Source organism: Kribbella sp. NPDC048837 (genome assembly GCF_055586945.1).
Genome location: NZ_JBVJHF010000006.1, coordinates 240,413 through 254,706 on the forward strand (window position 1 = coordinate 240,413; position 14,294 = coordinate 254,706).

Consider the following 14,294-nt stretch of genomic DNA (forward strand, 5'->3'; position numbering starts at 1 on the left):
CTTTCTGGTGTGTGTCTAGGTGAACTGGAAGTAGGCGAGCACCCACAGCCCGGCGATCACCAGCAGGACGACGACGCCGACCAGGATCACGATCAGGATCGCCTGGCTGTTGCTGCCGTTGCGGTCCGGGAGGTCGAACTGGGTGGGGCCCCAGGCCCCACCGCCGTCGACACGCTGGACGGCCTCCGGCGGTGGCGTGACCACCGTCCGCGACTCGCGCTTCTCCCGGGGGAACTTCATCCAGACTCCTGACCTCGACGAGACTCAGACGAAGAACGTCTCGTACGAGATGTTGATCCGCTGCGAGGCGTAGTCGTCCGTGGCGTTGCCGGTGATCTCGACCCGCCAGCCGGCCACATAGGAAGCGTACGACTTCCCGTCACTGTGCGCCTGGATGTACGACTTCAGCGCCGCGACATCCCCGCCCTTGAGGGCGCCGAACGCGTCGTTCACCGCGGCCGGCAGGGACTTCTTCACGTCGCCCGGGTCACCCGAGGCGCTCATCTCGATCTGCTTGATGCCCTCGCCCTCGCTGGCGTAGAAGTACACCCGCTGTGAGCCGAACTTGCCGACCTGCTTGCTGCAGGAGCTCGTGCAGACGTAACTCTTGGCCTTCAGCGCGGCGACCATCTGCGGCTCGGTCGTGTCGAAGGTCTTCTTCGGCAGGTCGAGCGAGTCCTCGCCGGACTTGCCGCCGGACAGTTCGACCGTGTCGCCGTCGTTGCGCAGCTGGAACTCGCCCCAGCTGCTGCCGACCTTCTGCGACTTCTGGCCGTTGCCGACCGCGTCCTGGATCTTCTTGACCTGGTCACCGCCGAAGGTGTCGTTGCCGAGCGCCTGCAACGCCGCGTCGAAGGTGACCTTGGCGTTGTTGACGTTGTCCTCGTTCTGCGAGGTCAGCTCGACGCCGATGATCGTGCCGTCGGCCTGGAACTGGAAGACCGCCTCGGCCTCGGTGGCGCCTTCGTACTTGAAGCAGCCGCGGTGCGCGCCCTGCGCGGTGTTGAACAGGTCGCTGCAGCCGTACCCGATGCCCTGGAGCTTCTCGGTCGCGGTCTTCGCCTGGCCGGTCGCGTTGCCGAGCTCGCCGTTGTTGTCCCCGCCGTTGCTCGGGTTGCCGGTCGGCTGCTGCGACGTGGTCGGCCCCGACTCGGGCGCGTCGTCACCGCCGAACGCGTGGATGCCGAGGAACACGAGCAGGCCGATCAGCACGATGCCGACGACACCGCCGCCGATCACCAGCGGCAGCTTGTCCTTGATGCCACCGGGACCTCGGGGGCCGCCGGGTCCACTCGGCTGCCACTGAGGCTGACCGCCCTGCTGCTGGTGCCAGCCACCTTGCTGCTGGCCCTGCTGACCCCAGGACTGCTGCTGGTACGGCCCGGCTTGCTGCTGCGTGGAGCGCTGACCCCAACCACCCTGCGCAGGCTGCCCTTGACCCGGCTGCCCTTGAGGCTGCCCCGGCCGGCCCTGCTGCGCGGGGCCTGGCTGTCCCTGCTGCGGGCGAGGCGGCTGCTGTCCCCAACCACCCTGCTGCGGCGGCTGACCCTGGTAGGGGGGCTGGCCCTGCTGCGGCGGCTGCTGCGGGCGCTGCCCCCAACCGCCACCACCGTGGCCCGGAGGAGGCTGCTGGACCCAGCCGCCCTGACCTCCCTGTCCCCCTTGTTGCTGCCCGCCTGGCTGGCCCCCCGGCTGCCCAGGACCCCACGGTCCCTGCGGCGGCGTCGTCATATGCGCTCCTTCTGACCCACGTGTGGACGTGCAAAGTTAACAGTCCGACGGCTCAGCACAGCCTTCGGATCCACGCCGTACGACGGCGTGGCGACGATCACCTGACGCGGGAGCTACGCGTCCCCGGGATCGGGTCTGGTGGCGACCTCGGACGCCGCCTCGGCGCCCTGGTCGAGCAGCACCTGGAATCCGGCCGCGTCCAGGATCGGTACGCCGAGCTGCACGGCCTTGTCGTACTTCGATCCCGGCGAGTCGCCCACGACGACGAAGGACGTCTTCTTCGAGACCGAGGACGCCGCCTTGCCGCCGCGCGACACGATCGCCTCGGTGGCCTCGTCGCGGCTGAAGCCCTCGACGGTGCCGGTCACGACGATCGACAGTCCGGTCAGGGTCTGCGCCACGGTCGGGCCGGTGCGCTCCTCGCGGAGCTGGACGCCGGCCGCCTTCCACTTGTCGACGATCGCCTGGTGCCAGTCGACCGCGAACCACTCGATCACCGCGTGCGCGATGGTCGGGCCGACGCCCTCGATCTCCGAGAGCTCCTCCTCGCTCGCGGCCCGGATCGCCTCGATGTCGTCGTACACCGCTGCCAGCGCCTGCGCCGCGGTCGGGCCGACGTGCCGGATGGACAGCGCCACGAGACCGCGGGACAGCGGCTGGGTCTTGGCCTGCTCGAGGTTCGTCAGCAGGCGCAGGGCGTTCGCCGACAGCGACCCGGCCTTGGTCGTGAAGAACGAGCTCCGGGCCAGGTCCTCCTCGGTCAGCCCGAACAGGTCGCCCTCGTCCACGATCAGACCGTCCGCGATCAGTGCGTCGGCGCCCTTGAAACCGAGCGCCTCGATGTCGAACGCCGACCGCCCGGCCAGGTGGAACAACCGCTCCCGCAGCTGCGCGGGGCACGACTTCGTGTTCGGGCAGCGGATGTCGACGTCGCCCTCCTTCATCGGGCGCAGCGTCGTCCCGCAGGATGGGCATTTCACCGGCATCACGAACTCGCGGGCGTCGTCCGGCCGCAGGTCGATCACCGGGCCGAGGATCTCCGGGATCACGTCACCTGCCTTGCGCAGGACGACGGTGTCGCCGATCCACACGCCCTTGCGCTTCACCTCGGACGCGTTGTGCAGGGTCGCGAACTCGACCGTCGACCCGGCCACCCGGACCGGCTCCATCCGTCCGTACGGCGTGACGCGGCCAGTGCGACCGACGTTCACCTCGATGTCGAGGAGCTTAGTGGTGACCTCCTCCGGCGGGTACTTGTACGCGATCGCCCAGCGCGGGGCGCTCGACGTCGAACCGAGCGCGCGCTGCAGGTCGACCTCGTCCACCTTCACCACGACACCGTCGATCTCGTGGTCGACGGAGTGCCGGTTCTCGCCGTAGTACGCGATGAACTCGTTGACCTGGTCGAGCGTGTCGACCTTGCGGGCGCGGTCGCTGACCGGCAGGCCCCACGCCTTCAGCTGCTCGTACGCCGAGGACAGCCGGTCGACGTGGTAGCCGTCGACCCGGCCGAGGCCGTGGACGACGAACCGCAGCGGGCGGCTCGCTGACACGCGGGGGTCCTTCTGGCGGAGCGATCCGGCCGCACTGTTGCGCGGGTTGGAGAACGGGTCCTTGCCCGCCTCGACCAGCTGCGCGTTCAGCTCCTCGAAGTCCTCGACGCGGAAGTAGACCTCGCCGCGGACCTCCAGGAAGGACGGGAGGTCCTTGCCGTCCAGCTCGTTCGGGATGCTCTTGATAGTGCGGACGTTGAGGGTCACGTCCTCACCGGTGCGGCCGTCACCGCGGGTGGCGCCACTGACCAGCGTGCCGTTCTCGTAAACCAGGTCGAGGGCGAGCCCGTCCACCTTCAGCTCGCAGATGAACCCGCTGTCGTGGATCTGCTGCAGCGTCACCTCCCGCTCCAGCCGCTTGGCCCAGGCCTCCATCTGCTCGGCGGAGAAGGCGTTCCCCAGGCTCTCCATCCGCATCGGATGCTGCACCGGGGTGAACAGGGTGGAGATCGGGATGCCGACCTTCTGGGTCGGCGAGTCCGGCGTGCGGAGCTCGTTGTACTGCTCCTCGATCGCCTGCAGCTCGTGCATCAGCGCGTCGAAGTCCGCGTCCGAGATGATCGAGGAGGCCAGGTAGTACCGCACCCGGTGGTCCTCGATCTCCTTGCTCAAGGCGGCGTGCCGCTCCCGCACCTCAGGCGGCGCGGCCGGCTGATCAGCGGCAGTCGTCTCGGGAATCTCGGCGCTCATGCACAAAACTTACAACCGGCAACCGACGTTTCGGTGAAGAAAGACGCCGCCCGCGGCGGCGGGGGTGGTGGGGGCGACCACCGACGTTTCGGGTCACCGCGGAAGGCGGGAGGCGGGTGCGGTCAGGCGTCGGCGGCTTCGCCTACCGCGTCGACGACTCGGCGGAGGAGGTCCAGGCGCGCACGGGCGTCGGAGGGTGACGGGGAGGCGGCGAGTCCGCAGGCGGGCGTGATGACGATCTGCTTGAGGAGTTCCGGGTCCAGACCGAGTTCGCGCCAGCGGCGGATCAAGGGGGCCGCGGCCTGCTCCGGGTTCGGGATGGTGCCGGTGGTGGGGACCAGGCCCGCGTAAATCGTCGTACCGGCCTCGGCGGCGACGGCGATCTGGTCCCAGGCGGGTGCACCGAGCAGGGAGATGTCGACGGCAACACCAGTGGCGCCGGACTTCGTGAAGACCTCGATGGGCGGGCGCGCGGCGCAGCAATGGATCACTGTGGGTGCCGCAATCGTCACCAAGCTCAACAGCTCGACGGCCCCCGGACCGTCCACAGACCGGTGCTTGCCCCACCCCGACGCCGTCGGGACGGCCCCAGCCAGTACAGCAGGCAGCCCCGGCTCGTCGATCTGTACGACGACCTCAGCGCCAGGCACCCGGCGCCGGACCTCGGCCACATGGTCGCCCAACCCCAGCGCCAGCGCCTCGGCCAGATCCCGCCGGGCACCGTGGTCCGCCAGAACCTTGTCACCCCGCGGCAGCTCGACGGTCGACGCGAGAGTCCACGGCCCCGTCAGCTGCACCTTCAACGGCCCGGTGTACCCGTCCGCCAGTTCCTCGAGCACATCCAGATCCTCGGCGAGCAGCGACCGCGCCCGTCGCTGGTCCAGGCTGGCCCGCGGATCACTCCCCCCGGTCAGCCGCCACCCGGCCGGCTGCAGGTCGGCGGCCAGCTCGGTGAGTACGGCGATCGCCCGGCTCAGCATGTCGCCGTACGGACGCGCCGGCAGCTCGGCCAGGAACGGGATGTCGACCGCCTCGAGCAGCACCTTCGTCCACTCGCGGATGTCCTCACCCGGGAGCGACCCCAGGCCGGTTGTCGTCATGCGTGTTGCGCCGCGACCCGCGAGACCGTGTCGATCGTCGCCGATCCGATCACCCGCGTGCCGTCGTACAGCACCACTGCCTGACCGGGCGCGACCGCGGAGGTCGGCTCGTCGAAGTCGACCGTGACCAGCTCACCCTCGACGCGCGCGGTGACGGCAACTTCCTCACCGTGCGCACGCAGCTGCGCCTTCACCTGCAGCTCCGACGCCGGCGCCGGGCCGCACCAGCGCGGCTTCGACGCGGTCAACCGGGAGACCGCCAGCTCGTCGCGCGATCCGACCGTCACCGTGCGGTCGACCGGGCTGATGTCCAGCACGAACCGCGGCTTGCCGTCGGCGGCCGGCGTACCGATCCGCAGGCCCTTGCGCTGACCGACGGTGAAGCCGTGCGTGCCGTTGTGCTCGCCCAGCTTGTTGCCCTGCGCATCGACGATGTCACCGGGCGCCTCGCCCAGGTGCTTGCTGAGGAAGCCCGGAGTGTTGCCATCGGCAATGAAGCAGATGTCGTGGCTGTCCGGCTTGGCCGCCACCGACAGCCCCAGCCGCTCGGCCTCGGCCCGCACCTCGGTCTTCACGGTGTCACCGAGCGGGAAGAACGCGTGCTTCAGCTGCTGCTGCGTGAGCACCCCGAGCACGTACGACTGGTCCTTGGCCGGATCGACGGCCCGGTGCAGTTCGCGACCGGACGGCGTGTCCACGATCCGCGCGTAGTGCCCGGTCGCGACCGCGTCGAAGTCGAGCGCGAGCGCCCGCTCCAGGACGGCGCTGAACTTGACCTTCTCGTTGCAGCGCAGGCACGGGTTCGGCGTCCGGCCGGCGGCGTACTCGCTGACGAAGTCCTCGACCACGTCGGCATGGAACCGCTCGGCCAGGTCCCAGACGTAGAACGGGATGCCGATCACGTCCGCGGCCCGGCGGGCGTCGCGGGAGTCCTCGATGGTGCAGCAGCCGCGCGCGCCACTGCGGTACGACTGCGGGTTGCGGCTCAATGCCAGGTGCACTCCGACCACGTCGTGCCCGGCTTCGGCCATCCGCGCCGCCGCGACGGCGGAGTCGACCCCGCCGGACATGGCTGCGAGTACCCGCATCAGTTGTTCCTTCCCACGTTCTGCAGTCCGGCGGACTTCGCCCGCTCCACCACCGGCCCGATGTTCTCCAGTACGGCGTCGACGTCGGCGCGCGTACTCGTGTGCCCGAGGGTGAACCGGAGCGACCCGCGCGCCCGCTGGTCGTCGTAGCCCATGGCCAGCAGCACATGGCTCGGCTCGGCGACCCCGGCGTTGCACGCGGACCCGGTGGAGACCTCGATCCCGCGTGCGTCGAGCAGCAGCAGGAGCGAGTCGCCCTCGCAACCGCTGAACGACAAGTGTGCGTTACCGGGCAAGCGGCCGGCCGGGTCACCCGACAGCTTGGCGCCCTCGACCGTGCTCACGACGCCGTGGATGAGCGCGTCCCGCAGCTCGGTCAGCCGCCGCGCCTCGTCGGCCTGGTGCTTGATCGCGTGCTCCGCGGCGACCGCGAACCCAGCGGTCGCCGGCGCGTCGAGCGTGCCGGAGCGGACGTCGCGCTCCTGCCCGCCGCCGTGCAGGATCGGTGTCAGCTTGGTCTCCTTGTGCACGACCAGCGCGCCGATCCCGTACGGACCGCCGAGCTTGTGCGCGGACACGGTCATCGCGTCCACCCCCAGCTCGGCGAAGTCCACCGGCACCTGCCCGATCGCCTGGACGGCGTCGGTGTGCACGGGTACGCCGTACTGCCGGGCGATCGCCGCGATCTCCCCGATCGGCTGGAGCGTGCCCACCTCGTTGTTCGCCATCATCAACGTGACGAACGACACGGACTCCGGGTCGCTCTCGATCGCCCGGCGTACGTCGTCCGGCCGCACCCGGCCGAGCTCGTCGACCGGCAGCCACTCGATCTCCGCCCGCTCGTGCTGCGCCAGCCAGACGGCCGGATCGAGGACGGCGTGGTGCTCGATGCCGCTGAGCAGGATCCGGCGGCGGCGCGGCTCTTCGGCCAGGCGGGCCCACCACAGGCCCTTCAGCGCGAGGTTGTCCGCCTCGGTGCCGCCGGAGGTGAACACCACCTCACTCGGCTGCGCCCCGAGCGCCGCGGCGATGGTCTCGCGCGATTCCTCCACCGTCCGCCGGGCGCACCGGCCGGATCCGTGCAGGGACGACGCGTTGCCGGTCCGGGCGAGGTGATACGTCATCGCCTCGATCGCGGCCGGGAGCATCGGAGTCGTCGCCGCGTGGTCCAGATACACCGTGCGGCGCTCGGAAGGAGTCATATCGGTTTCAAGGGTATGTCCGACGCGCTTGTTCCCGCGCATCGAGGCTCAGCCGCCGGACAGCAGCCGGAGCGTACGGGCGTGTTCGAAAGCGGCCCCGATCCGCTCGAACCGGGCCGCCGCCCCCGTCAGCAGACCCTGGTCCCGGGCCAGGCGGCCCCGGGCCCGCAGCAGTACGGCGTCCGACCAGGAGTTCTCGGTCACCGCGCGTTCGACGTACTGCTCGGCGTCATGGAAGCCGGCCACGACCGCCAACTCGGCCCCGGCGGCACGCGCGTACGGGACCCACCATTGCTCGGGGAACTCCCCGAAAGCCCGCTCGACGGCTTGGGCCACCCCCGCCGTAATGGTGCCCGATTCGAGGCTGTGGACCGCCAGGCGGGCGGTGACGAAGGCAGCGGTCGCGGCCAGCGACGGAGCGTCCGCCGGATCGTCCACCCGGGCGATCTCCAGGGCGCGGGCCTGCCAGATCGCTTCCTGGCCGGTGCCGAGTAAGCCGTGGGCCAGTGCGGCGGTGGACGCACCTGAGGCCATCCACGCGTGCGGCGGGCAGCCAGCCGCACGCCAACCAGTCCACATCACGTCTGCCGTCCGCACTGCCTCGTCGAGCAGTCCGCTGAGGGCGAAGGCGCGGACCTTCCGCGGAGCCGTGATGAATGGATGCCCGTGCGCCGGGTCGTCGGTGAGCCGGGCCAGCCGGACCGCCTCGGTCACGTCACCGACGGCCACGGCCGTGGTGGAGGCGACGTGGAAGGCATCCACGATCTCGGCGACCGCCCGCGGGTCGTGCTCGGGCAGCTCCGCCGCCAAGGCCATCCGCTCGATGGATGCCTGGCGGGCGTCGTGGAAACGCAGCACACCGGCGACGGCGGTGCTGTAGGCATCCAGCGCATTCATGATGGCCAGCGGATCCCCGGACCGGCGAGCCGCTTCGACGGCGGCCTCCGCGGCCTGGATCTCGCCGCGAGCCACCCAGGCTCGGGCGATCCGAACCGACACGGTGTCGGCGTCTGCCGCGAGCAGGCTCGCACCACGATCGGCGGGCAGCGGCGGCTCGACCTCGTAACGGTTGACGATCATGACCGCTTGGGCCCGGGCCTCCTGCCGGAGCTCGTGGTTGCCTTCCGCCTCGGCACGGTCCGCCGCGCGCAGCATGAGGTGGTAGGACTCCGTGCCGTCCGCAACGACCAGCGTCGCGTCGGATGCGTCACGCAGATCGTCGTACAGCTCGACCGCGTCGGCGGCGTGCGCCGCGGCCGTGAGGTAGTGGTCGTGCGCTTCGATGAACCGCTTCCGGGCGAACGTCAGGTGAGCCAGTCTGCGCGCCAACCGGCGTACGTCGGCGTTCGGACGAGCCATGGCTGCCCGCAGGTCCGGTGTGACCTGGTCGAACTCGGTCCGCCAGTCATCGCCGCTTTCCAGCCGGTCCTCGAGGTGCGCGGCCGTCGTGTCGGCCCACGCGAGATGCAGTACGGCGACCTCGTCGTACTCACCGGATCGGCCGAGCGCGTCCAGCGCGAAGACGCGGACTGTCTCCAGCATCCGCCACCTGCTCGTACCGGCCTGCTGGCTGCGCTGAAGCAGGCTCTTGTCTGTCAGTCGACCCAGGAGGTCACTCAGCTCGCCTTTCGTACGGCCGGGCGTCACACCGGACGCAGCAGCCAGGTCGAACCCACCGACGAAGACACCGAGCCGCCGGAACAGTTTGCGCTCGTCGTCGTCCAATAGGTCGTAGCTCCAGCCGATCACCTGCGCCAGCGAGTGATGCCGTTCATTCGGCCCACGCCCGCCGGCCAGCAGCCGTAGGCGATCATCAAGCGCCGCCAGCAAGCCATCCGGTCCCAGCGACCCTGCTCGAGCGGCAGCCAGCTCAATCGCCAGCGGTACGCCGTCCAGCTCGGCGCACACCTTCTGTGCCAGGAGTTCGTCGGCAGCCAGCTCCGGTGCGACCAGTGCGGCCCGGTCATGGAAGAGCAGCTCCGCCTCCGCGCCCAGCTTGAGCGGACCGAGCTGCAGCGGCCGCTCCCCCGGCACACCGAGCCGTTCGCGGCTGGTCGCGAGTACGGCGGTCTCCGGAGCGTCGGTGAGGATGCGGGCGACCAGACTGCCCACGTCCTCCACCACGTGCTCGCAGTTGTCCAGCACGAGCAGGGTCCGGCCCTGCTTGAGGCGTTCGAGCACTGCGTCGAGGACGGTCTGTGGCGGCTGCTCCCGGACCTGGAGTGCTTCGGCCACTGCGGCCACGACGAAGCCGGCTCGTACGGGGGCGAGGTCGACGACGGCACCGCCGTACGGCTAGTTCTCTCCGACCTCCGCCGCTACGCGTAACGCCAGGCGGGTCTTGCCGACGCCGCCGGGGCCGAGCAGGCTCACCAGGCGGTTGCTTGCGAGCGCTGTGAGGAGTTCGCTGCGGTCCTGCTCGCGGCCGACGAAGCTCGTACCGGGACCGGTCGGGGTGATGAACCCAGGTGTGTCGGTGACTCCAGCCAGTTTGCTGAGCTCGTGGCGGTCGGAGACGCCGTACTTGCGCAGCAGGGCGGAGACGTGGCTTTCGACCGTACGGATGCTGATGTGCAACTGCCGCGCGATCTGCGCGTTGGACCGGTCGCCGGCCAGCGCGGCCAGCACCTCGGCCTCCCGCGCGGACACCTCCTTCGGACCAGCCATCCGCCCATCATGCCGTTTCCGTGGTGCTTCAGTGGTTGCCACGGAGGACTATCCGTACCCCCGACCGGCAGTCTGGTGACCATGTCACAAGAGATTCTCGACCAGCGCGCGGCGGCGGTCATCGACGCCAACAAGTACCTGATCCTGGGAACGATCGGCGCGGACGGCCTCCCGTGGGTGACCCCGGTCTACTTCACGCCGGACGGCCACACCGACTTCTACTGGGCGTCGTCTCCGGAAGCCCTGCATTCCAAGAACATCGCGACGACCCCGGACGTGAGCATCGCGATCTTCGACTCGACCGTCCGCATCGGCGGCGCCTCGGCCGTCTACCTCCGCGCCCGAGCGTCCCTCGTCCCCGACGACGAGCTCGAAGCCCGCTCCGCCTTCTACGCCTCCCGCTACCCCGAACTCCGCGCCTTCACCATCGACGAGCTACGAGCTCCCGCCGACCTCCGCCTCTACCGCGCCCGGGCGACCGCCCACTGGATCCTCGTCCGCGGCAGCGACCCCGACTACGGCACCGGCACCGACTCCCGCCACCCAGTCTGGACCTGACCACCACCGTCCGCCGCCTCAGCCGCGCCGCGTTCGCCCGGCCGCCTCACCCCACCCGGCCAGCCTGCCGCCTCACCTCACCCGGTCGGCCTATCGCCTCACCCCGCCCCGGCCAGTCCACCGCGTCACCTCACCCGGCTGGCTTGTCTGCTTGGCCTTGCGGGCTACTCGTAGCTGCGGATCTTCTCGGGCCAGGGGTGGTTGGGGTGCAGGTGGTCGATGGTGTTGGCGAGCCAGGTGCGGCGGGGTGGGGTCAGGCGTGGGAGTGCGGCAGCCAGGTCGTGGTTGTCCTTGGGGCGGGTGTGCATCGCCTTGTGAGCGAGGGCTATCTCCGGATTGATGTAGCGGATGCCGTCGGGAGCCAGCCACGTGACGTCCGTGAGGGCGAAGTCGACACTCGGGTCGCGGCGGAAGATCCAGCGGCCGTTGCGGTCGGGGTTGGGTTGGAGGTCGAACTCCCACGGGGCCAGCGCGTGCCGTCGCAGCCAGATCTGTACGGCGTCCGGCGGCTGCTCCGGTCGTTCGTCGGTCAGCGGTTGCAGCCGGCCGCCCGCGTTCGACCACAGGTCGTAGCGGTCCTTGAGGTGGGTCCGCAGCTTCTCGATGTCGCGGCGCCAGAGTGATACGTCGACGTCCTCGTGCTCCCGGCGTACGCCGGTGAACGCTTCGATCGCCCATCCACCGGTGATCCACCAGACGCCGTCGTACCCGTCCATCAACTGTCGGGCATCCGCCGGTGTCGACACCTTCCAGGGTCCGTACAACCGCTGGAACGCCAACTCCTCCGCGTCCAGGCCTTCCGGATACCAGATCGACTCGTCCATCAGTCCCTCCAGCGGCTGCGGTGCGTCCACCCGATCACCTCGGCGGCACGGCGAGAGTCGAAGAGCGACGTCGTCCCCGGCAGGTCGCCGCGGACCACAGTCTCCGGTGAATAGCGGGCCAGGAGCTCGGCGGTCGGCTGATGCATTCCGGTGTCTTCCGCGGCGATCACCAGCGTCTCGTAGCGTTCGGTCGCCCGGGGACGCAGTGAGAGCACACAGGCACGGGCCGCCTCGGCGAGGTCGACGTACCCCCAAAGGTTGCGGCGATTGTCCTCAGGCGGGGCCTCGGCGATGTACTCGCGCACCTCGTCGGGCGGGAGGATCCAGTGGAAGCGGAGTGCGGTGACCTGCATGCCGAGGCGCGCGTACATCTGGCCCATGCGCTCGAGGATGTCCTTCGTGAGCGCGTACGGGTCGACGTACCGCAACGCGGTCTCTTCATCGATCGGCACCTCTGGTACGCCGATCTCCTCCGGCGACCACGCGGTCCCGTAGATCGACCCGCTGGACGCGAGCACGGCAGTCCGGATCCCCTGCGTCCATGCCTCTTCCAGCGCGTTGAACGTGGTGATCGCGTTGGCCTCGAGGAGCCGCACCGGCGTGATGTTCTCCGGACTCGCGATCCCGGCACAGTGCACGATCGCGTCCACACCCTCGAGGGACCGTGCGACCGCCTCGCGATCCTTCAGATCAACAGCCTTCGCTCCGACCAGATCGGCCTCGACCACGTCGTCGCCGCCCGCAACTGCCGGCAGACCTCGCTCCCCAACCGTCCACTGGACCCACTCACCCAAACCCGCACCCACGGCATGCTAGCCACCGAGCCTGCGGAACTTCGAAGGACGGAGCTAGCGGACTGGCCGGAACGCTGCGCGGAGCTCGCGGGCGAACAGGTCGGGCTCCTCCCAGGCGGCGAAGTGGCCGCCTCTGGCCGGCTGGTTGTAGTACGTGAGCGTCGGGTAGCTGTTCTGAACCCAGGTGCGCGGTGCCTGGAAGATCTCGCCGGGGAAGGCACTGAACGCGACCGGGGCGTCCACCGGCGGCGGAACCTGGCCCGCTGCCCGTGCCTGCGCGTTCTCCCAGTACGAGCGTGCCGCGGAGGCGCCGGTGCCCGTGAGCCAGTAGAGCGTGATGTTGTCGAGGACATGGTCACGCGTGAGGTTGCCCGAGGCCGGTCCGCCGAGGAAGGCGCGGGAGATCTTGTAGTAGCTATCCGTGTCGTGATCGAGCATCCAGGCGGCCAGAGCGACGGGTGAGTCCAGTAGCGCGGCGCCGATGGTCTGCGGGCGGGTGGACTGCTCGATCAGGTAGCCGTTGCCGGTCGTGGTGAATTCCTTGAGCGCGGCGGCCGCGGCGCGCTCTTCGGCGGTGTTCGTGGGCAGGCTTACTCCGCTCAACGCCGTGACGAGCAGGTTCAGGTGGATGCCGACCAGCCCCGCCGGCGCCTGGCGGCCGAGGTTGTCGGTCACTCCGGCGCCGACGTCGCCGCCCTGGGCGACGTACCGGGTGTAGCCGAGGCGCCGCATGAGCTCGGCCCAGGCCCGCGCGGTGCGGCCCGTGTCCCAGCCGGTCTCGGTCGGCTGGCTGGAGAAGCCGTAGCCGGGAATCGACGGCAGCACGAGGTGGAACGCGTCCGCGGCGCGGCCGCCGTACGCGGTCGGGTCCGTCAGCGGGCCGACGCTGTCCAGCAACTCGACGATCGAGCCGGGCCATCCGTGCGTCATGATCAGCGGCAAGGCGGCCTGGTGCCGCGACCGCACATGGATGAAGTGCACGTCGACGCCGTCGATCTCCGTGGTGAACTGCGGCAGCTTGTTGAGCTTCGCCTCGAACCTGCGCCAGTCATACCTGGACGTCCAGTAGCCGGCCACCGCCTTGGTCGTCGCCAGTTGCACACCCTGCGACCGGTCGCCGACAAGCTCCTTCGTAGGCCAACGGGTCTCGGCCACCCGCCGACGCAACACGGCGAGCTGCCCACCCGGAACCACAACCCGAAAGGGATGGATCCCAGCCGGACCAACCGATCCATCCCGCAGCCGCGGCGCCCCGAACGTCGGCGGCGCAGTCGTCGACGTCACGCTCCCCGCCGTCGCGGCTGTCGACGTCGCAGTTGTCGACGTCGCAGTTGTCGACGTCGCGCTCGCCGACGGCGCGGTCGTCGGCGTCGCGCTGGCCGGTGCGTCGCTGAGCGCGGCCATGGTGGCGCCGACGAGACCCGCCGCGAGCCCGCCTTGCAGCAGCCTGCGCCGCGTCGGCCCGGACGTGTCACCGGCCACCCGCGAACCGCCGACGGCGGCGTCAGTGGCCACCCCCGAACCGGTGTCGCTGGAAACGTCCGAACCGTGAGCGGCGGCGTCGGTGACAACCCCCGAACCCGTGTCGCTGGAAACGTCCGAACCGTGAGCGGCGGTGTCGGTGGACACCCTCGAACCGTAGGCGGCGGTGTCACCGGCCACCCCCGAACCGTGGGCGGCGATGTCGACGGCCGCCCCCGAACCCGTGTCGGCGGACACCCCCGAACCGCGGGCGACGGCGTCGGTAGCCACCCCCGAACCCGTGTCGACGGCCACCCCCGAACCCGTGTCGGTAGCCACCCCCGAACCCGTGTCGACGGCCACCCCCGAACCCGTGTCGGCGGACACCCCCGAACCCGTGTCGGTGGATACCTTCGAACCGTGGGCCGCGTCGGGGGCGGGTCCGGATCTGTTCGTGTGGTGGCGTCGAGTTGATGGTGAGCGCATGGGTGTCCTTTTCACGATCCGTCGAGCTTCGGTAATGATCCAAAGCCTGCTCGGACCGCTCGCCCCGTCGCGTCCGTGGAAACCACGGGTCCGCCGGGTCGCACCCGGTCGACGGACTGGAAGGACGTGGCTCGGTGGGA

At 70.1% G+C, this 14,294-nt stretch carries 13 protein-coding genes; 2 read left to right on the forward strand and 11 right to left on the reverse strand.

The window, feature by feature from the left end; translation table 11 throughout:
- Positions 1–15: 15 nt before the first annotated feature.
- The gene (locus ACZ6O0_RS27740) at positions 16–240 is read right to left on the reverse strand and encodes a hypothetical protein (RefSeq protein ID WP_465767911.1); all 225 of its coding nucleotides are present in this window, start codon (positions 238–240) and stop codon (positions 16–18) included.
- A 24-nt stretch (positions 241–264) separates the two neighbouring features.
- Positions 265–1,239 carry a hypothetical protein gene (locus ACZ6O0_RS27745; RefSeq protein WP_465767912.1) on the reverse strand — a complete coding sequence of 325 codons (975 nt, stop codon included), beginning with the start codon at positions 1,237–1,239 and terminating at the stop codon, positions 265–267.
- An 87-nt stretch (positions 1,240–1,326) separates the two neighbouring features.
- Between ACZ6O0_RS27745 and ACZ6O0_RS27750 the strand changes: the two genes are divergently transcribed.
- The gene (locus tag ACZ6O0_RS27750) at positions 1,327–1,746 is read left to right on the forward strand and encodes a hypothetical protein (protein ID WP_465767913.1); all 420 of its coding nucleotides are present in this window, start codon (positions 1,327–1,329) and stop codon (positions 1,744–1,746) included.
- Positions 1,747–1,844: 98 nt separating this feature from the next.
- On the opposite strand, the gene ligA is transcribed toward ACZ6O0_RS27750, so the two are convergent.
- The 6 genes from ligA to ACZ6O0_RS27780 form a co-directional block, all read right to left on the reverse strand.
- Positions 1,845–3,974 carry an NAD-dependent DNA ligase LigA gene (gene ligA / locus ACZ6O0_RS27755; RefSeq protein ID WP_465767914.1) on the reverse strand — a complete coding sequence of 710 codons (2,130 nt, stop codon included), beginning with the start codon at positions 3,972–3,974 and terminating at the stop codon, positions 1,845–1,847.
- A 122-nt stretch (positions 3,975–4,096) separates the two neighbouring features.
- Positions 4,097–5,074 (reverse strand): uroporphyrinogen decarboxylase/cobalamine-independent methonine synthase family protein, encoded by a 978-nt coding sequence (locus ACZ6O0_RS27760; protein ID WP_465767915.1) that lies wholly within the window; start codon positions 5,072–5,074, stop codon positions 4,097–4,099.
- The gene (mnmA, locus tag ACZ6O0_RS27765; protein WP_465767916.1) at positions 5,071–6,162 is read right to left on the reverse strand and encodes a tRNA 2-thiouridine(34) synthase MnmA; all 1,092 of its coding nucleotides are present in this window, start codon (positions 6,160–6,162) and stop codon (positions 5,071–5,073) included. Before mnmA ends, ACZ6O0_RS27760 begins: the two co-directional genes overlap by 4 nt.
- A complete protein-coding gene (locus ACZ6O0_RS27770) occupies positions 6,162–7,364 on the reverse strand; it encodes a cysteine desulfurase family protein (protein ID WP_465767917.1) in 1,203 nt (400 codons plus the stop codon). The genes mnmA and ACZ6O0_RS27770 overlap by 1 nt, the downstream gene beginning before the upstream one ends.
- 48 nt (positions 7,365–7,412) lie before the next feature.
- Positions 7,413–9,599, reverse strand: coding sequence for an ATP-binding protein (locus ACZ6O0_RS27775; protein WP_465767918.1), 2,187 nt, complete (start codon positions 9,597–9,599; stop codon positions 7,413–7,415).
- Between the two features lie 60 nt (positions 9,600–9,659).
- Positions 9,660–10,031, reverse strand: coding sequence for a response regulator transcription factor (locus tag ACZ6O0_RS27780; RefSeq protein ID WP_465767919.1), 372 nt, complete (start codon positions 10,029–10,031; stop codon positions 9,660–9,662).
- A gap of 81 nt (positions 10,032–10,112) precedes the next feature.
- On the opposite strand from ACZ6O0_RS27780, the gene ACZ6O0_RS27785 reads away from it, so the two are divergent.
- Positions 10,113–10,589, forward strand: a complete 477-nt coding sequence (locus ACZ6O0_RS27785; RefSeq protein WP_465767920.1) for a pyridoxamine 5'-phosphate oxidase family protein — start codon at positions 10,113–10,115, stop codon at positions 10,587–10,589.
- 164 nt (positions 10,590–10,753) lie between these two features.
- Here the strand turns inward: ACZ6O0_RS27785 and ACZ6O0_RS27790 are convergent, their stop codons facing one another.
- From ACZ6O0_RS27790 to ACZ6O0_RS27800, 3 genes are read right to left on the reverse strand one after another with little or no spacing between them, the layout of a single operon-like run.
- Positions 10,754–11,443 (reverse strand): nucleotidyltransferase domain-containing protein, encoded by a 690-nt coding sequence (locus ACZ6O0_RS27790; protein WP_465767921.1) that lies wholly within the window; start codon positions 11,441–11,443, stop codon positions 10,754–10,756.
- Positions 11,413–12,207 (reverse strand): NAD-dependent epimerase/dehydratase family protein, encoded by a 795-nt coding sequence (locus ACZ6O0_RS27795; protein ID WP_465767922.1) that lies wholly within the window; start codon positions 12,205–12,207, stop codon positions 11,413–11,415. The genes ACZ6O0_RS27790 and ACZ6O0_RS27795 overlap by 31 nt, the downstream gene beginning before the upstream one ends.
- Positions 12,208–12,261: 54 nt before the next feature.
- Positions 12,262–14,007, reverse strand: a complete 1,746-nt coding sequence (locus ACZ6O0_RS27800; RefSeq protein WP_465767923.1) for an epoxide hydrolase family protein — start codon at positions 14,005–14,007, stop codon at positions 12,262–12,264.
- Positions 14,008–14,294 lie beyond the last annotated feature (287 nt).

Bases quoted from the DNA above. Each gene is read 5' to 3' on its own strand.
- ACZ6O0_RS27785 (WP_465767920.1), top strand. From the start codon at position 10,113: ATGTCACAAGAGATTCTCGACCAGCGCGCGGCGGCGGTCATCGACGCC.
- ACZ6O0_RS27770 (WP_465767917.1), bottom strand. From the start codon at position 7,364: ATGACTCCTTCCGAGCGCCGCACGGTGTATCTGGACCACGCGGCGACG.
- ACZ6O0_RS27780 (WP_465767919.1), bottom strand. From the start codon at position 10,031: ATGGCTGGTCCGAAGGAGGTGTCCGCGCGGGAGGCCGAGGTGCTGGCC.
- mnmA (WP_465767916.1), bottom strand. From the start codon at position 6,162: ATGCGGGTACTCGCAGCCATGTCCGGCGGGGTCGACTCCGCCGTCGCG.
- ACZ6O0_RS27740 (WP_465767911.1), bottom strand. From the start codon at position 240: ATGAAGTTCCCCCGGGAGAAGCGCGAGTCGCGGACGGTGGTCACGCCA.
- ACZ6O0_RS27760 (WP_465767915.1), bottom strand. From the start codon at position 5,074: ATGACGACAACCGGCCTGGGGTCGCTCCCGGGTGAGGACATCCGCGAG.
- ligA (WP_465767914.1), bottom strand. From the start codon at position 3,974: ATGAGCGCCGAGATTCCCGAGACGACTGCCGCTGATCAGCCGGCCGCG.